Below are 17,747 nucleotides of genomic sequence, written 5' to 3'. Positions count from 1 at the left end.
CGTACATCAACCTCTCACTAGATCGAAGAATCAAGGGATCTCTTTAACTCCGATCACCGCGTCTGACCTCGTCGCGCTCCTCACCCCCGCTTGCCACGGGCGGAAGATCGGAGAGAACAACGCCCCGGCCTCACGCCGTGCCGTCCGACCGGTCCAGCCGCTCCCGGGATTCCCGGAGCAGGATCCGGAATCCCTCGGCGTCCTCGTCGGTGAAGTCGCTGGGGAGGTTGTCCAGCAGGACCCGGCACCATCGGGCGACCGCGGCGTCATCCCCATCCTGGATGGACAGGGCGATCTGGAGCGTGCGCTGCCGGGCGGTCTCGGGGGCGCACTCCCCCAGGTGGCGCCGGCAATCCTCGGCCAGGACGCTCCATAGTTCCCGGGCCCGGGCGTGGTCCCCCATGCAGAAGACATTCGAGGCGATCTCATCGCGCAGCCTCAGGACACGGCGGTCCCCCGACGGGCAGGAGGCCACGAGGTCGGCCAGCAGCGCCTCATACAGGGTCGTCGACTCCTCGTACCTGCCATCGCAGGCGAGCGCCTCGGCCAGGTTGTCCCGGGTGGTCAAGACGATCACGTCGGTGTCTTCGAGGACCTCCCCCATGTCGCGCAGCAGCCGGCGGTACACGCGAGCGGCCCCAGCGAAGTCACCGCCCCGCTTGAGCGGCATCGCCGAGTTCGTCCGCGCCGCCCACGCGAGCTGGCTCGTCCGCCCGAGTGCGCGCTCGATGTCACGGATCAGGACCGGGAACCGGTCGCGGGCGACCTCGTCATATCCGGTCACGCACATCCAGTAGAGCTCCGAATGGCGCATGACCAGGGTGAGCTCATGGGCGGCGCCGAGCCGGGCCCGCAGGTCCGCGACCCCCTCGGTGGCGGTCTGCCGGCACTCGTCGAACCGGTCGAGAGCCTCGAGCCACTCGATGAGCAGTTTGCGCGCGTGCATGGAGGCGGCCGGGCCCAGGTTCCCACAGCCCAGCATCTCCGTGACCCCGTCGACGGCTCGGCGGAGATCTCCGCGGTCCGCCGCGCGCAGGGCCGCGGCGAGGCCCGATCGCTGGTCCTTCGTCATGGGCTCGGCGGCCGTCCGAATGCCGGATCGGTCGGTCTCTGCTCCGCTCATCACATTTCCTTTCGGATGATGACTGTTGGTCCTGATCGACTTCGATGAGCATGGCACGTCACGCCTTCGGCCAGGAGGCGGCTCCAACGAGCTTGTGGACAACTCGCCGGTCTCGCGGTCGGCCTGGCTGACCATGACGTCGGCACGCCGCGCCGGCACGTAGAGTCGCTCCATGGCCTCCGTCCTCGCTGAGATCCTGAGCGCGGCCGCGCGCGGCGCCGCCTCACGCCTTCTCTCCCCCATCCGTCGGGCCCCCGGTCGCGTCGGCCGGGCGCCTTCCGCCCCCTCTTCCCGGTCGCCTGGCCAGGCGACCGGCCGCACGCGGGGGGCGGCGCCCTCGTCCACGCGGACGCATCCCGTCGCCGTGCGCGAGGCCCTCGCCTGCGCGTCCTACGACCCCTCGCCCGACGGGGATGCCGATCCGGGCGAGGTCGTGTGGACCTGGATCCCCTACGAGGAGGACGACACGCAGGGCAAGGACCGCCCGGTCGTCGTCCTCGGGCGGGCCGGCGGCGGGGTGTACGTCGCGCAGATGACCTCGAAGGACCACGACCGCGATGCCGACCAGGAGGCGCGGTGGGGGCGGTACTGGATCGACATCGGCTCGGGGCCGTGGGATCCCCGCGGCCGGCCCAGCGAGGTCCGTCTGGACCGCGTGCTGTGGGCGCCGATGGGCGCCGTCCGCCGCGAGGGGGCGGCCCTGGGGCGCGAGTTGTTCGAGACCGTCGTCCAGGGGATCGAGAAGGCGGCCGACCGGGCCGAGGGGATGCGGGGGTGACGGTCTTCACCTGACGCTCGGCGCCTGCGGGCTGGAGGGCGGGACGGTCCGGCTGGTAATGTGGACCGTCGGACTCCCGGCCCGGTCGGGCAGGGGGTCTGGTCCCCACCGTCCGCGGGATGTCCCCACGTCCTGGTCCCGGTGGCGGCACAGCCCTCACCGACTCTGTCCGTGGATTATTCAAGGAGATTTCTGACTGTGGCGAACATCAAGTCCCAGAAGAAGCGCATCCGCACCAACGAGAAGCGCCGTCAGCGCAACCAGGCGGTGAAGTCTGAGCTGAAGACGCTGGTGCGCAAGACGCGCGAGGCCGTCGAGGCCGGCGACAAGGAGAGCGCCGCCGAGGCGCTCCGCGTTGCGGGCAAGAAGCTCGACAAGGCCGCCGCCAAGGGCGTCATCCACAAGAACCAGGCCGCGAACCGTAAGTCGAAGCTGGCCAAGCGCGTGCAGTCGCTGTCCGCCTGACAGCGCGGCCTCGCCTTCCCTGAGGGGGATGGACCATGTGGTCCGTCCCCCTCTCTTTTTCCTTCTCCCCTCTCCACCCCGTTCCCATCTGGCGGGCCGTGTCCCCGCCGGACCCTCAGGACCGATCTCCCCGCAGACGGCAGATCGCCATCACGGCCTTCTCCACGGCCCGCTGAGGGTCGCGGGACAGGCCCTTGACCTCCTCATCCGCCACGGCGACAGCGCTGATCGCGGCGGAGAGGGAACGATCGTCCCATCCGTGCAGCTCACGGCGAGCCCGTTCGATCTGCCAGGGCGCCATGCCCAGCCGGCCCGGGGAGATGTGGCCCGCGACCGAGACCTTCGCCATGCCGCGCAGCTTCATCCCCAGGGCGACCACGAGTGGAACGGGGTCGACGCCGGTGGCGAAGGCGTGCCGCAGCAGGGTGAGAGCGCGCGCGGTCTGACCGGTCACGGCGGCATCGGCGACCTCGAATCCCGAGGTCTCCACACGGCCGGAGTGGTACCGGCGGACGTCCTCGACCGTGATCTCCCCCTCCACGTCGGCCAGGAGCTGCGACACCCCGGCGGCGAGCGAGCGCAGGTCGTCCCCCACCGCGTCGACGAGCGCCTGGGCCGCCCGCTGGTCGATGCGCCGGTGCGCCGCGCGAACATCCGCGTGGACCAGCTCGAGCTTGTCACGGTCGTTCCTCACGGGATCCGCGTTGACGACCGGGTATCCCGCCTTCGCGATCGCGTCGAGGAGCCTTTTCCCGCGCGTCCCCCCGCCGTGGCGCAGGATGAGCCAGACGTCGGGCGCCGGATGGCCGATGTAGGCCAGCAGATCGATGAGCAGGGCGTCGGGCATCGTCTCCAGGTCCGAGATGATGAGGAGCCGGGGCTCCCCGAACAACGAGGGCGAGGTCAGCATGTCGAGCTGGCCCCCCTGATAGCCGGCGGCCGTGAGATCGGTGCGCTCGGTGTGCGGATCCGCGGCCAGGGCTTGGGCGCGCAGCCGGTCCAGGGCGCGGTCGCCCAGGAGGCCCTCCGGCCCCTTGATGAGCACGACAGGTGCCAGATCCACTGCCGACCACGCCACGCCCTTCGCACCGCGTGTGCCGCCTCGCTGGGCCATCGACGTCCCTCCCCGCCCTCGCCGACGCCACGGTGGCGCGGACGCCTCCCAGTCTCCCATGCCCGGCCACCGTCTGGACCGAGGCGCCCTCACCCGCCACGCGCTCCTGATCCGCCCGACCTTCGGAGCCCTCGCGTGTCGCGGCGCCACTTCGCCCACCGTCCGCCGGCCACCGCCAGCATGCCCAGCGCCGCCAACGCGGCCGCCCCGCCGACCCCATCCGGCCAGGGCAGGCGGGCCAGCGGCCAGCCGGAGACCACGCGCCCCACACTTGCGATCCACCCGGTGAAGAGGCTCGCGCCCGTGGCCAGGGCACGCCCGCCCCCGGGCCACCAAGGCGCCGTGCCGGCGGCGGCGAGCCCCAGGAGAGATGCCGGCGCCACCGCCGGGGCCGCCGCGATGTTCGCCACCACGCCCCAGGTGGGCAGCCACGGGTTGAGGAGCAGCAGCACCGGGGCGACCAGCAGCTGGGCCGCGACGGGAACGGCGCCCACGCCCGCCAGCCGCCGCGCCGCCCGTCCGGGGACCGTGTCCTCGCGCAGCGCCGTCCTCGTCCACCGGGTCCATGCTGCGGCCGGGCCGATGACGCCCCAGGTCGCCAGAACGGACAGGGCGAAGCCGAAGGACCGCGCCGACCAGGGATCCACCAGGAGGATCACGCCGGCCACCGCGCACAGTCCTGCCTGGGCCTGACCCGGGCGACGGGTGAGCAGCCCGGTCACCCCGACGCCCGCGGTCGCCACCGAACGCACCACGGACGGCTCGGGCCCCACCACGGCCACCAGAACCGCCATCACGCCCGCCGATGCCGCGGCCCGCCCCCATCCGCGCCCGGGAACCACCCACACGACGACCCCCAGCAGGATCGCCACATGCGACCCCGACACGGCCGTGAGATGCGTGAGCGAACTGGTGCGCATGTCGTCTCGCAGTTCCCTGGTCATCTCGCGGTCGTCTCCCACCGCCATGCCCGGCACCAAGGCCCGCGCCTGGTCGGAGGTTCCCCGCACCGCCTCCGTGAGGGAGGCGCGGACAACGCGGACCATCCCCTTCCACCCGCCGGGGCGGGCGACGAGCTGAGGATCGTCCGCCCGCAGGGTTCCGGCATCAGGGGGATCGGCGTGGAAAGAGGCGTCGGCCCGCGCGCTCACCCGCACGACGTCTCCGCGCGCCAGATGCTCCCATCCCCGTCCCTGGGCCAACATGCGGACCGCGCTGCGGCACGGAGGCGGCCCGGACCCGCCGCCTGCGTCTGGCCCGCCATCTTCCCCGCCGCCGATGGGGGCGATCTGCCGGCCGTTCCCCGGCCGTGCGACGTCGAGGACGCGCACCTCAGCCACCCGCACCCCGTCCGACCATCGAGACGGTGACGGGGCCGGATCCTCCAGGAGCTCCAGCGTGGCGGTAAGCCAGGTGGCGCCTCCACGCATCAGCACGACGACCGGGTCGCGGGCGTGGGCCGCGGAAGCGGCCGTTCCGCAGGCGAGCGCGCACGCCCCGGCGACCGCCGCGAGCGCGGTCCCCAACCGCAGGGAGCCTCCCGGCGTCAGCGCGTGGCTCTGCCTCCGGCGGGGCCGGCTCCGTTGCTCGCGGAGCCACCAGGCGGCCAGCGCGGCGGCGACGGCCGCCAGGATCGCGGCCCCGCCCAGCATGGCTCCCGACGCAGCCCCGGGGGCCGTCGCCGCCCACGTGCCCGCCCAGATGACCACGGCGGAGGGGAGCAGCCGGCGATCAGCCATGGCCGGGACCTGGGGCGGGCTCGCCGGCGCCCCTCTCCGCGACGGTCCGAGCCCAGGCTGGGCACCCCCGCCGCCGGCCCGCGGGGCCCTCACGGGCACGCCCCCGCTGCGATGCGCTGGACCAGGGCCGGCCCGATGCCGGGGACCTCGTCCAGCTGGTCGGCCGACGCGATGGACCCGACCTGGTTCCGATAGGACAGGATGCGTCCCGCCAGCGCGGGGCCCACGCCGTCCAGCGTCTCCAACGCGGTCTGGTCGGCGGTGTTGAGGTCGACGCAGGCCACGGCCATACCTGGGTCCCCGTCCGCGCCGGTTGCGGCTCGCCCGCCCGGAACCGGCTCCTGCGGGGTCTCACCAGGCCGCGTCACCTGGATGTGCTCGCCGTCGACCACGAGGCGCGCCATGTTCACGGCGGCGAGGTCCGCGTCAGACAGGGGCCCGCCGGCCGCGGTCACCGCGTCGACGACGCGCGACCCTGTGGGCAGGGAGACGACCCCCGGGGATCCGACCCGCCCCGTCACGTACACGATGACCAGGTCAGCCGGGCTCGGCGCCCCGCTCGGGTCGCGCCCCGAGGAGGAGGTCCGGGCCTCCGGATCGCCAGGGAGGCCCTGGCCGGACTGCGACGCGCCGGAGGCCGCCGCCGTCTCCTGCCCGCCCGCACCCGCCGTTCCCGCGAGCGCGCGCCACACGGACATGCCGGCGACGAGGATCAGGACCACAGCGAGGACGGCGACGGTCGCGGGACCGGGAAGCACCCGGGCCTGCGACCGTCTCGGCGGTTCTCCCCTCGTATGGGCGGCTCCGCTGTAGACGGCCTCTGTGAGTCGACGCATCCGGCGCCTGCGAAGAGGGTCCACCCGCCAGACGCTACGGGTTCCACCGCCGACGCTCCCCGCGCCGCCGGACCGCCTGTGGACGGGCTCCACGAAGCCGCCTCCGATGTGGACGGATCGCGCCTCCCCGCCCATCGAGCCCCGCGTTCTCGGTGGACGGGACTCGCGGAACAGCCTGCGCCCTCGCTAGCCTGACCGGGGCGGCAGGCGCCCGGCACCGACGAGTGGGAGGATTCGCATGCGCATCGGGTTCATCGGAGCGGGATCCATGGCCTCAGCCATCGCGCGGGGAGCGGTCGGAGCGGGCCTGGACGGATCGGAGATGCTCTTCACCGACGCCCACGGCGTCCACGCCCCGGCTCTGGCCGAGGCCACCGGCGGGACGGTCGCCGCCTCGAACGCGGACCTGGTCTTGCGCTCCGACTACGTGGTCCTGGCCGTCAAACCCCACCTCCAGACGCCGGTCATCGAGCAGATCCGTCAGGCCGTGACCGACCACATGGGCGTGTGCGTCCTCTCAATCGCCGCCGGGCGCACGCTGACCGCGATGGAGAGTGACCTCGGCGCGCCCGTTCCCCTGGCCCGGGCCATGCCCAACGTCAACGCCCAGATCGGCCAGTCGATGACCGGCTTCTGCGTCAACGAGCGTGTCACGGACGCCCAGGTCGCCGACATCCGCACGCTGCTGGACTCGGTGGGCCGCTCGATCGCCATCGACGAGGCCGACTTCCCCGTCTTCTCCGCCCTGGCCGGCTGCTCGCCCGCCTGGGTGTTCGAGATCATCGACGGGCTCGCCCGGGCGGGCGTCAAGCACGGGCTCCGCAAGCAGCAGGCCGTGGCCATTGCGGCCCAGGCCCTGGTCGGGTCCGCGACACTGGTCCTGGAGGCCGCCGGCAAGGAGGTGACCCCCGGGCAGCTGATCGACCAGGTGACCAGCCCCGGCGGGACCACGATCGCGGGGCTGCTGGCCGCGGAGGAGGCCGGACTGTCGACCTCCCTGGTCAAGGCCGTCGACGCGGCGGTCGCCCGCGACCGCGAGCTCTGCTGACTCCTGGCCCCCGGCCTCCAGCTTCCGGCTCCGCGCCCAGCCCGAGGTTCGGCGGTCTGACCGGCCCGGGACTGGCCGGATCCGGTCTCGAACCTCGCGACGGGCGCATGGCCGTCCGGTGCGGCGCCGGATCCGGAGGCGCCCGGCGCGGTGTCCGCGAAGCCCGCCCCTCCTGGGCGAGGCGCCGATAGGATCGCGCCATGAGCGATGACGTGGAGGCCCTGCGCGCCCAGCTGGCCCAGGCGGAGGCGCGCGCGAAGGCCGCAGAGGCCGAGGCGGCCCGCGCGCAGGCGGAGGCGCTGCGGATCGCGGTGGAGGCCGCCGGGACGAACACCGATGCGCTCCCGCAGCCGCCCGCCCCCGCGGGCTCCGCCCCCGAGCTCTCCCCGACCGCCCGGACGATCGCCCAGGGCTATGCCTTCGATGCCCCCGGCATCGCGATCGGCACCCTGATGGACGGCACCGCCCCGGCCCCCGGGCACCACGTCCTCCTCCCCTTGGGCGTCGTCAACCGCCATCTCCTGGTCGCGGGCGCCACCGGCACAGGCAAGACCCGCACGCTCCAGCTGCTGGCCGAGGAGCTGTCGGCATCGGGCTCCCCCGTCCTGCTGTGCGACGTCAAGGGCGATCTCACGGGGCTCGCCGAACCGGGAGCGCCCTCGGAGGGGCTCACGGCCCGCACCGCCGCGAACGGTCAGGCCTGGGCTCCGGCGGCCTTCCCCGTCGATCTCCTCAGCCTGGGCGGGGCCGATGTCCAGTTCCCGGGCGCGACGGTGCGCACGACGATCTCCGACTTCGGCCCGATCCTCCTGGCCCGCGCCCTCGACCTCAACACGACGCAGGAGCAATCGCTCCAACTGGTGTTCTCCTGGGCGGACGCGCGCGGCCTGGAACTCGTCGATCTCGCCGACCTGCGGGCCGTGATCTCCTTCCTCACCTCCGCCGGCGGCAAGGAGGAGCTCGACGGCATCGGCGGTGTCTCGAAGGCGACGGCCGGCGTGATCTTGCGGGCGCTCACCGCTCTGGAAGCCCAGGGCGGCGACCGGTTCTTCGGCGAACCCGCCTTCGACACGGCGGATCTCCTGCGCCGCTCGCCGGAGGGGCGCGGCGTCATCAGCCTCCTCGGCGTCGGAGACATCTCGCAGCGCCCGGCGCTCGTCTCCGCCGTCATCATGTGGCTGCTCGCAGACCTCTTCTCCCACCTGCCCGAGGTCGGGGACCCGCAGCGCCCCGAGCTCGTCTTCTTCTTCGACGAGGCCCACCTGTTGTTCGCGGACGCCACCAAGGAGTTCGAGCGCCAGGTCGTCCAGACCGTGCGCCTCATCCGCTCCAAGGGCGTCGGCATCGTCTTCGTCACCCAGACGCCCAAGGACCTTCCCGCCGACGTCCTGGCCCAGCTGGGCTCCCGCATCCAGCATGCGTTGCGCGCCGTCACCCCGGACGACCAGAAAAGGCTGCGTCAGACGGTGGCGACCTTCCCCGACACGGACCTGGACCTCGAGGAGGTGCTCACCACGCTGGGCACGGGCGAGGCCGCCGTCACGGTCCTCGCGCCGGACGGCCGCCCTACCCCCGTGGCGCCGACGAGGATCTGGGCGCCGGCCTCCGTCATGGGTCCCGCCTCCGCCTCCGCGGTCGCCGAACTGGCCTCGTCGTCGCCGCTGACGGCGAAGTACGCGACGGCCGTCAACCCGGTGTCCGCCCAGGAGAAGCTCGCCGACCGCGCCAGGCGGGCGGAAGAGGCGGCAGCCGCCCAGGCCTCCCGCGAGGCCGACGCGCGCGCCGAGGAGAAGCGGGCGAAGGCCGAGGCCGCGGCCGCCGCCCGGGAGGAGAGAAGACTCCAGGCCGAGGCGGAGCGCGGGGCCCGGGTCGCCGAGAGGGAACGCCAGAAGCGGACCAGCGCCCTGGAGAAGGCCCTCGGCAGCGCCGTCCGAGCCGCCGGGACGCAGCTGGGCCGCGAGATCACCCGCACGCTCTTCGGGACGCGCCGCCGATGACCCTGCGTGCGGCCTCCCCGCGGCCGCCGGCGTCCGCCGCCCCGCGGGACTTTGGTGCCGCGCGCCGCACCTGCGTAGTCTTGGCTTGTTCCCCGCCCATGTCGAACAGGAGTCAATGGCCATGTCCACCCAGCCCACACCCGCCCCGCGATCGGTTCCGGCACCCGTGGTGCCGGATCGCGTAGGCGCCGACGGACTGGAGGCGAAGTGGGGCCAGCGCTGGGAGGAGGCGGGCACCTACGCCTTCGACCGCACTGCCACCCGCCAGCGGGTCTACTCCATCGACACGCCCCCGCCCACGGTCTCAGGCTCCCTGCACGTGGGCCACGTCTTCTCCTACACGCACACCGACCTCGTCGCCCGCTTCCAGCGCATGCGCGGCAAGGAGGTCTTCTACCCGATGGGCTGGGACGACAACGGCCTGCCCACCGAACGCCGCGTGCAGAACTATTACGGCGTGCGGGTGGACACCTCCCTGCCCTACGACCCGGATTTCGTCCCCCCGCACGAGGGCGGGGACGGGAGGTCCATCAAATCCCGGGACCAGATCCCGATCTCACGGCGCAACTTCGTCGAGCTGTGCGAGCGCCTGACCGTCGACGACGAGCGCCAGTTCGAGGCGCTGTGGCGCCACCTGGGCCTGTCGGTGGACTGGACGCACCGCTACCAGACGATCGGCGTGCGCGCCCGCAAGGTCGCCCAGGCCGCTTTCCTGCGCAATCTCGCCCGCGGAGAGGCCTATCAGGCGGAGGCGCCGGGCCTGTGGGATGTCACCTTCCAGACGGCCGTCGCCCAGGCGGAGCTGGAGAGCCGCGAGTACCCGGGTTTCTACCACCGGCTGGCCTTCCACCTCACCGACCCGGAGGCCGCCGCGCGCGCCGCCTCCGCGGGAGCCCCGGTGGAGGACGGCGTGGACGTGTGCATCGAGACGACGCGCCCCGAGCTTCTGCCCGCCTGCGTGGCCCTGGTCGCCCATCCCGATGATCCGCGCTACCAGCCCCTCTTCGGCACGACCGTGACATCCCCGGTGTTCGGCGTCGAGGTCCCCGTCCTCCCCCACCCGGAGGCGGAGATGGACAAGGGCGCCGGCATCGCGATGTGCTGCACCTTCGGAGACACCACCGACATCGACTGGTGGCGGGACCTCCACCTGCCGTTGCGCGCGGTCCTGCGCAAGGACGGGCGCCTCCAGACCGAGACCCCCGAGTGGATCACCGACCCAGCGGGACGCGAGGCTTTCGCCGAGCTGGCCGGGAGGACCACGTTCTCCGCACGCGAGGCCCTGGTGGCGCGCCTTCGGACCTCCGGCGAGATGCGCGGCGAGCCCACGAAGACGCTGCGCCAGACGAACTTCTTCGAGAAGGGCGACAAGCCCCTGGAGATCGTCACCTCCCGCCAGTGGTACATCCGCAACGGCGGGCGCGTCTGGGCCAATCCGGCCACCGGCGCGGACCTCAACGGGGAGTTGGTCGCGCGCGGGAAGGAGCTGGCGTTCCACCCCGACTTCATGCGCGTGCGCTACGAGAACTGGGTGACGGGCCTGAACAACGACTGGCTGGTCTCCCGCCAGCGCTTCTTCGGCGTGCCCTTCCCCCTGTGGTACCGGGTCGGCGCCGACGGCCAGGTGGACCACGACCAGATGCTCACCCCCTCCGAGGACCGCCTGCCCGTCGACCCGGCGACCGACGTCCCCGACGGGTACGCCGAGGACCAGCGCGGCAAGCCGGGCGGTTTCGCCGCGGAGCTGGACATCATGGACACGTGGGCGACCTCGTCCCTGTCCCCGGAGATCGTCTCCGGATGGCTGGAGGACGACGACCTCTTCTCCCGCGTCTACCCGATGGACCTGCGTCCCCAGGGCCAGGACATCATCCGCACCTGGCTGTTCTCCACCGTCGTGCGCGCCCACCTCGAGTTCGGCGCCCTGCCCTGGAGGCACGCCGCGATCTCCGGCTGGATCCTGGACTCCGACCACAAGAAGATGTCGAAGTCCAAGGGCAACGTGGTCACGCCCATGGGCCTGCTGGAGAAGTACGGCTCGGACGCCGTGCGCTACTGGGCGGCCTCGGCCAGGCTCGGCCTGGACCCGGCCTTCGACGAGTCCCAGATGAAGATCGGGCGCCGCCTGGCCATCAAGGTCCTCAACGCCTCGAAGTTCGCGCTCACCATGGGCGCCGAGGGCGCCCCCCTCGACCTGGATCCCGCCCACATCACCGAGGCCCTGGACCGGTCGGTCCTCGCCGAGCTCGCCCGGGTCGTCGAGGTGGCCACGGCCGCCCTGGAGGACTACGACCACGCGAAGGCCCTGGAGGCCACGGAGTCCTTCTTCTGGACCTTCTGCGACGACTACCTCGAACTGGTCAAGGACCGCGCCTACAATCGCGACGGCGCCTGGCCGGAGGAGGCGGCCCAGTCGGCCCGCGCCGCGCTGGCCCTCGTCATCGACACGGTCGTGCGCCTGTTGGCCCCGTTCCTGCCCTTCGTCACGGAGGAGGTGTGGTCCTGGTATCGCCCGGGCTCCGTGCACCGCGCCGCGTGGCCGACCCCGGCGGAGCTCGGCGAGGCCGCCACCTCGGGCGATCCCGCGGTCCTGCGCGTCGCCTCGGCCGCCCTCATCGTCCTGCGCCGCGTGAAGTCCGAGGCGAAGGTCTCCCCGCGGACCCCCTTCCTCGCTGTCACGGTCGCCGCCGCCGAGGACGCGCTGCCCGTCCTCGAGGAGGTCTCCCAGGATCTGCGCGCCGCCACCAAGGTCTCCGGCGGGCTCGGGCTCGTCGCTCTCACCGGGGACGAGGACGGCCCCGCGAACCCCTGGGACGGGATGCGCGTCCAGGACGTCGAGCTGGGCGAGGCCCCGGCGAAGGTCAGGAGGCCGAAGGAGGGCTGAAGCCCTGGCGGCGGACCGGGACGAGCACCATCCGGACGGCCCCGGGCCCCGTCGGGGGGCTGGGGCGTGCGCACACCAGTGAGGAGTGAAGCGATGACGGCACCATCACCACAGCAGAAGAAGGGACCCGGCCGGACGCCCGGCCGAGGCCCGGGTCGCGGCCAGGCGGAGCCCGCCACGGCCATGCCGGCGCCCCTCGGCGTCGAGGAGGCGACGGCGGGAGCCCCCGTGCCCCTGGACTCCCCGTCCTTCCTGCGGGACACGGTCGCCGGCCGGCGCGAGGGCTCGCCCGTGTGGCTGGGCCCCGACCTTGTCACCGTCGAGGAGACGACGACGATCCCGTACCTGCTGCAACGCCGCATCCAGCGTTCCGCCCGCCGCGCGCTCATCGAGGTCAAGTCCGGGATGGGCGACACGTGGACGGCCCTGAGCGCCAGCCAGTTCTACGACCAGGTGCAGGACGTCGCCGCCGGCCTGATCGGCATGGGCCTGGAGTTCGGGGACGCTGTCGCCATCATGTCGCGCACTCGCTACGAGTGGACGCTCCTGGACTACGCCTGCTGGTACGCGGGCCTCGTCCCCGTGCCGATCTACGAGACCTCCTCGCTGGAGCAAGCGCGCTTCATCCTCAGCGACGCCGACGTGAAGCTGGCGGTCGCGGAGACCATGACGATGTCGGAGCTGGTCCGTGCGGCGGGTTCGGACCGCCCGGGCCTGCGGGTGCTGTCGCTGGACCAGGAGGCCATCCACACGATCAAGGATGCCGCGGTGGGCATCACGCGCGCCCAGGTCGGCGCCCGAACGGATCGGTTGAGGGCCTCCGACGTCGCGACGATCGTCTACACCTCGGGCACCACGGGACGCCCCAAGGGCACCGTCATCAGCCACGGCAACTTCGCCGAGGGCATCGTCAACGCCCTGCGGTGGATGCCGGAGGTCAATGCGAGCCCGAACTCCCGGTTCCTGCTGTTCCTCCCCCTCGCGCACGTCTTCGCGCGCTTCATCGAGGTCTTCCAGCTGTCGGGCGAAGGCGTCCTGGGCCACGTCTCGGACACGAAGAACCTGCTCCCCGACCTCCATGCCTTCCGTCCGACCTTCGTCTTCGTCGTCCCGCGCGTCTTGGAGAAGGTCTACAACTCCGCGGACGCGCAGCAGGGGGCCGGCTTCAAGCAGAAGATGTTCCGCTGGGCGGCGAACGTCGCCGTCCAGTACTCCAAGGCCCAGGACACCGCGGAGGGCCCCTCGGCCGCGCTGCGCGCCCAGCATGCCGTCGCCGACAGGCTGGTCTTCTCGAAGATCCGCGCGCTCGTGGGCGGCAACCTCGAGTTCTTCATCTGCGGCGGCGCCCCCCTGTCGGAGCGCCTCGCGCGTTTCTACACGGGCCTGGGGCTCACGGTCCTGGAGGGCTACGGCCTCACCGAGACGGTCGGCCCCATCTCCGTGAGCACGCCGAGCCTCAACAAGATCGGCACCGTCGGCTCCCTGCTGCCGAAGGCCTCGGCGGTGGTCTCCGACGACGGCGAGATCCTGGTCAAGGGGCCGATGGTCTTCCAGCGGTACCACAACGACCCCGACGCCACGTCCGCGGCCTTCACCGAGGACGGCTGGTTCCGCACCGGCGACCTCGGCTCCGTGGACGAGGACGGCTACATCCACGTGACGGGACGGCTCAAGGAGCTCATTGTGACGGCCGGGGGCAAGAACGTCTCCCCCGCAGCCGTCGAGGACGACCTCACCAGCCATCCGCTGATCAGCCAGATCGTGGTCGTGGGCGACAAGAGGCCTTTCATCGCCGCGCTCGTCACACTGGACGCGGAGATGCTGCCCGTGTGGCTGAGGAACCACGGCCTGCCGCAGATGTCGGTGGCGGAGGCCGCCAGCAACATCGAGGTCCTCAACTCGCTCCAGCGCGCGATCGACCGGGCGAACAAGCACGTGTCCCGGGCGGAGTCCATCCGCAAGTTCACGGTCCTCACGACGGACTTCACCGAGGCGAACGGCTTGCTCACGCCCTCGCTCAAGGTCAAGCGCGGCGCGGTGCTCGCCCGTTACAAGGACGTCATCGACGACATCTACGGCGGCCCGGTGCCCGAGGCCGGCCACTGAGGTGCGCGCCCCCTCTCGCGGCCTCCGGCGACTCGTCCCCGCGGCGAGCGCGGTGATCGTGAACGACCTGGGTCACGTGCTGCTCGTTCGCCGCGGCCGCGAACCGCAGCGCGGATTGTGGTCCGTGCCGGGCGGGCATGTCGAGAGGGGCGAGACCTTCCAGGACGCCGCGCGGCGCGAGGCCCTCGAGGAGACGGGCCTGCGGGTGAGGATCGGGCGCGAGCTGTGGAGGCTGACGTCCCCGACCGGCGACGGAAGGCTGTTCGACATCAGGGACTTCGCCGCGACCGTGGTGGGCGGGGAGCTCCGGACGGGCGACGACGCCGACGCCCTGTGCTGGGCGGGACCCGAGGAGCTGGCGTCGCTGCCCCTGACGGACGATTTGGACGTCTATCTCCGAAGGGCGGGAATCGCCGTCACCGGGCCGGCGGGAGGGTCCCCTGCCGGTACTCCTCCTGGATGACCTCGTGGTGACGGATGACCTCCGTGACCATGAAGGACAGGAACTTCTCCGCGAAGTCTGGGTCCAGCCCGGACTCCTCGGCCAGCCGTCGGAGGCGCTCGACCTGTCTGGCCTCCCGGCCCGGATCGGCGGGGGGAAGGCCGTGACGGGCCTTGATATGCCCGACGCGCTGCGTGCAGCGGAACCGCTCGGCGAGGATGTGGATGAGGGCCGCGTCGATGTTGTCGATCGTGGCGCGCGCCTCGATGAGGTCGGCGGGGATCCCGCTCTCCGGGATCGGACCCTCCCCGGGCCCCATCAGGCGATCCTCACGGCGTCAGGCCCCTCGCCCTCGGCGTAGAGCTCGGGGTCGCCCGAACCCTCGACCATCTCCCGCGTGATGACGACCCGGGCGACGTCGGTGCGGCTGGGCATCTCGAACATGAGATCGGACAGGGTCTTCTCCATGATGGAGGCGAGCCCGCGCGCTCCCGTGCCCCGCGAGTTGGCCTGGGCGGCAACGGCCAGCAGCGCGCCCGGCGTGAAGTCCAGGTCGACGCCGTCGAGCTCGAAGAGGTGCTGGTACTGGCGCACCAGGCAGTTCCTGGGCTCGGTGAGGACGCGCGACAGGTCGGACTCGGTGAGCATGTGCGTGCTCGTGATGATCGGCAGGCGCCCGATGAACTCGGGGATCATCCCGAACTTGTGGAGGTCCTCCGGTGTGATCGACTCGTAGAGGTCCCCGTACTCGGAGGCCGACTTCAGATTGGACCCGAAACCGGTGGAGCGCTGCCCCAGACGCTGCTTGACGATCTCCTCGATGCCCGCGAACGCGCCCGCCGCGATGAAGAGGATGCCGGAGGTGTCGATCTCGAGGAACTGCTGGTGGGGGTGTTTGCGTCCGCCCTGGGGCGGCACGGAGGCCACGGTCCCCTCGATGATCTTGAGGAGCGCCTGCTGGACGCCCTCGCCGGAGACGTCGCGCGTGATGGAGGCGTTCTCCCCCTTGCGGCCGATCTTGTCGATCTCGTCGATGTAGATGATGCCGCGCTCGGCGCGCTTGATGTCGCCGTCCGCCTCCTGGATGAGCTTGAGGAGGATGTTCTCGACGTCCTCCCCGACATAGCCGGCCTCGGTGAGCGCCGTCGCATCGACGATGGCGAAGGGGACCTGCAGCATGCGGGCCAGCGAGCGCGCGAGATGGGTCTTGCCGGTGCCCGTGGGGCCCAGCAGGAGGATGTTGGACTTCGTGCCCTCCATGTCCTCGTCGTTGCCGGCCTCGCGCGAGCGCACGCGCTTGTAATGGTTGTACACGGCCACCGACAGCGCCCGCTTGGCGCGCTCCTGGCCGATGACCCACGAGTCGAGGAAGTCGTGGATCTCACGCGGCTTGGGCAGCGGGGTGTCGGAGGCGTGGGGAGCCGGGGAGAGCTCCTCCTCGATGATCTCGTTGCACAGCTCGATGCACTCGTTGCAGATGTAGACGCCGGAGCCTCCGATGAGCTTGCGCACCTGCTTCTGCGTCTTCCCGCAGAACGAACACTTCAGCAGCTCCGCGCCATCCGTCAGCCGGGCCATGGGACCCTCCTCCCCGAATACCTGGTGTCCCTTGTCATCAGCCTATTGCAGCGCTCCGGCCGATGCGACCCGATTCCGCCCGTGTCCCCTCCTGGCGGCGCCTTCTCCGGCGGGCCGGCGGAGAAGGCGCCGCCCGCGGCTCACTCCGCCTTGCGGGAGACGAGCACCTGGTCGATGAGCCCGTAGTCGAGAGCCTCCTGGGCGGTGAGGATCTTGTCGCGCTCGATGTCGCGGCGCACTTGGTCGGCGGTCTTGTTCGAGTGCTTGGCCAGCGTGTCCTCGAGCCACACCCGCATGCGGTCGATCTCGTCGGCGACGATCTGGATGTCCGAGGCCTGCCCCTGCACCCCTTCCATCGCCGGCTGGTGGATGAGGACGCGCGCATTGGGCAGGGCCAGGCGCTTGCCCGGCGATCCCGCCGCCAGCAGCACGGCCGCGGCCGACGCCGCCTGGCCCAGGCACACGGTCTGGATCTGCGGCTTGACGTAGAGCATCGTGTCGTAGATCGCGGTGAGGGCCGTGAAGGAGCCGCCGGGGCTGTTGATGTACATCGTGATGAGGGAGTCCGGGTCCTGGGACTCCAGGACCAGCAGCTGCGCCATCACGTCGTCGGCGGAGGCGTCGTCCACCTGGACGCCCATGAAGACGATGCGGTCCTCGAAGAGCTTCGCATAGGGGTCCTGCCGCTTGAAGCCGTAGGCCGTGCGCTCCTCGAAGGAGGGCAGGACGTAGCGCGACTGCGGCAGCGTCCCCGCCTGGCCGGCTGCGGACATCTGGCGGGAGATCGCCTCGAAGTAGGGTCGGGAGCTCATGTCAGTTCTCTCCGTTCTGGCCGTCGGACTGCGCGTCGTCGGAGGGGGCCGAGGCGCGGCGCCCGACCTCCTGGGGCGTGCTGATGACACGGTCGACGAAGCCGTACTCCAGGGCCTCCTGAGCGGAGAACCAGTGGTCGCGGTCCGAGTCGGCCTCGATCTGCTCGACGGACTTGCCCGTGCGCTCGGCGGTGATGCCCGCCAGCTCCTTCTTCATCTTGAGGATGAGGTCGGCGTTGATGCGGATGTCGGTCGCGGAGCCTCCGGCGCCGCCCGAGGGCTGGTGCATGAGCACGCGCGTGTGGGGTGTGACGTAGCGCTTGCCCGGCGCGCCGGCGGTGAGCAGGAACTGGCCCATGGAGGCCGCCAGGCCCATTGCCACGGTGACGACATCGGGCTTGACGTACTGCATCGTGTCGTAGATCGCCATGCCGGCTGTGACCGAGCCCCCGGGGCTGTTGATGTACAGGTAGATGTCGCGCTCGGGATCCTCGGCGGCCAGCAGCAGCAGCTGCGCGCAGATCGCGTTCGCGTTCTCGTCGCGGACCTCGCCGTTGAGCCAGATGATCCGCTCCTTGAGCAGGCGCTGGTAGACCGAGTCGCCCAGCCCGGTTCCGCTGCCCGTCCCCTCGGCCGTCGCGGTGTTGTGCACGTCGCTCACGTGTCGTCCCTCCGTCCGTGGTCCCCGTTTCGGGGGCCGGTTCCGGGCTCCAACCTATCCGTTCCTCGCGGTGCGGGGATGCCCCCGACCGGGGTTTTCGCTCAAGGCGCAGGCTCGTGCCTGCGGACGGCTCCGGCGATGACGTCGACCGGCGGGGCCGGCCC

General features: G+C 71.8%; 15 protein-coding genes. 7 read left to right on the top strand and 8 right to left on the bottom strand.

What is annotated here, in order from left to right; translation table 11 throughout:
* Positions 1–130 precede the first annotated feature (130 nt).
* Complete coding sequence (locus tag ACFQWG_RS02640; RefSeq protein ID WP_380971840.1) at positions 131–1,123, bottom strand: tetratricopeptide repeat protein; 993 nt, start codon at positions 1,121–1,123, stop codon at positions 131–133.
* A 172-nt stretch (positions 1,124–1,295) separates the two neighbouring features.
* Here ACFQWG_RS02640 and ACFQWG_RS02635 point away from each other — a divergent pair, with 172 nt between their 5' ends.
* Both ACFQWG_RS02635 and rpsT read left to right on the top strand, forming a co-directional pair.
* Positions 1,296–1,901: a type II toxin-antitoxin system PemK/MazF family toxin gene (locus tag ACFQWG_RS02635; protein WP_380971838.1), complete on the top strand. Its 606-nt coding sequence runs from the start codon at positions 1,296–1,298 to the stop codon at positions 1,899–1,901.
* A 198-nt stretch (positions 1,902–2,099) separates the two neighbouring features.
* Positions 2,100–2,366: a 30S ribosomal protein S20 gene (gene rpsT / locus ACFQWG_RS02630; protein WP_380971836.1), complete on the top strand. Its 267-nt coding sequence runs from the start codon at positions 2,100–2,102 to the stop codon at positions 2,364–2,366.
* Between the two features lie 115 nt (positions 2,367–2,481).
* On the opposite strand, the gene holA is transcribed toward rpsT, so the two are convergent.
* From holA to ACFQWG_RS02615, 3 genes are all read right to left on the bottom strand, one after another.
* Complete coding sequence (gene holA, locus ACFQWG_RS02625; RefSeq protein ID WP_380971834.1) at positions 2,482–3,480, bottom strand: DNA polymerase III subunit delta; 999 nt, start codon at positions 3,478–3,480, stop codon at positions 2,482–2,484.
* A gap of 89 nt (positions 3,481–3,569) precedes the next feature.
* A complete protein-coding gene (locus ACFQWG_RS02620; protein ID WP_380971832.1) occupies positions 3,570–5,219 on the bottom strand; it encodes a ComEC/Rec2 family competence protein in 1,650 nt (549 codons plus the stop codon).
* Positions 5,220–5,308: 89 nt separating this feature from the next.
* The gene (locus tag ACFQWG_RS02615) at positions 5,309–6,055 is read right to left on the bottom strand and encodes a helix-hairpin-helix domain-containing protein (RefSeq protein ID WP_380971830.1); all 747 of its coding nucleotides are present in this window, start codon (positions 6,053–6,055) and stop codon (positions 5,309–5,311) included.
* Positions 6,056–6,293: 238 nt separating this feature from the next.
* On the opposite strand from ACFQWG_RS02615, the gene proC reads away from it, so the two are divergent.
* The 5 genes from proC to ACFQWG_RS02590 all read left to right on the top strand — a co-directional run bounded on the left by proC (position 6,294) and on the right by ACFQWG_RS02590 (position 14,553).
* Complete coding sequence (gene proC, locus ACFQWG_RS02610; protein ID WP_380971828.1) at positions 6,294–7,103, top strand: pyrroline-5-carboxylate reductase; 810 nt, start codon at positions 6,294–6,296, stop codon at positions 7,101–7,103.
* 200 nt (positions 7,104–7,303) lie between these two features.
* Positions 7,304–9,100, top strand: coding sequence for a helicase HerA-like domain-containing protein (locus ACFQWG_RS02605; RefSeq protein ID WP_380971826.1), 1,797 nt, complete (start codon positions 7,304–7,306; stop codon positions 9,098–9,100).
* 121 nt (positions 9,101–9,221) lie between these two features.
* The gene (gene valS, locus ACFQWG_RS02600) at positions 9,222–11,984 is read left to right on the top strand and encodes a valine--tRNA ligase (RefSeq protein ID WP_380971824.1); all 2,763 of its coding nucleotides are present in this window, start codon (positions 9,222–9,224) and stop codon (positions 11,982–11,984) included.
* Positions 11,985–12,077: 93 nt separating this feature from the next.
* Positions 12,078–14,090 (top strand): AMP-dependent synthetase/ligase, encoded by a 2,013-nt coding sequence (locus ACFQWG_RS02595; protein ID WP_380971822.1) that lies wholly within the window; start codon positions 12,078–12,080, stop codon positions 14,088–14,090.
* Position 14,091: 1 nt separating this feature from the next.
* On the top strand, positions 14,092–14,553 hold the full coding sequence (locus tag ACFQWG_RS02590; protein WP_380971820.1) for an NUDIX hydrolase: 462 nt from the start codon (positions 14,092–14,094) through the stop codon (positions 14,551–14,553).
* Here ACFQWG_RS02590 and ACFQWG_RS02585 read toward each other — a convergent pair.
* From ACFQWG_RS02585 to ACFQWG_RS02570, 4 genes are all read right to left on the bottom strand, one after another.
* Positions 14,507–14,851: a chorismate mutase gene (locus ACFQWG_RS02585; RefSeq protein WP_380971818.1), complete on the bottom strand. Its 345-nt coding sequence runs from the start codon at positions 14,849–14,851 to the stop codon at positions 14,507–14,509. The genes ACFQWG_RS02590 and ACFQWG_RS02585 overlap by 47 nt on opposite strands.
* Positions 14,851–16,110 carry an ATP-dependent Clp protease ATP-binding subunit ClpX gene (gene clpX, locus ACFQWG_RS02580; RefSeq protein WP_291500248.1) on the bottom strand — a complete coding sequence of 420 codons (1,260 nt, stop codon included), beginning with the start codon at positions 16,108–16,110 and terminating at the stop codon, positions 14,851–14,853. Before clpX ends, ACFQWG_RS02585 begins: the two co-directional genes overlap by 1 nt.
* 140 nt (positions 16,111–16,250) lie before the next feature.
* The gene (locus tag ACFQWG_RS02575; RefSeq protein ID WP_380971816.1) at positions 16,251–16,922 is read right to left on the bottom strand and encodes an ATP-dependent Clp protease proteolytic subunit; all 672 of its coding nucleotides are present in this window, start codon (positions 16,920–16,922) and stop codon (positions 16,251–16,253) included.
* 1 nt (position 16,923) lies between these two features.
* Entirely contained in the window at positions 16,924–17,583 is a 660-nt protein-coding gene (locus tag ACFQWG_RS02570) for an ATP-dependent Clp protease proteolytic subunit (RefSeq protein ID WP_380971814.1), read from the bottom strand.
* Positions 17,584–17,747: the final 164 nt, after the last annotated feature.

This window comes from Schaalia naturae (assembly GCF_042665795.1).
Classification (GTDB): Bacteria; Actinomycetota; Actinomycetes; order Actinomycetales; family Actinomycetaceae; genus Pauljensenia; species Pauljensenia naturae.
This window is presented reverse-complemented; position numbering and strand designations above follow the sequence as displayed.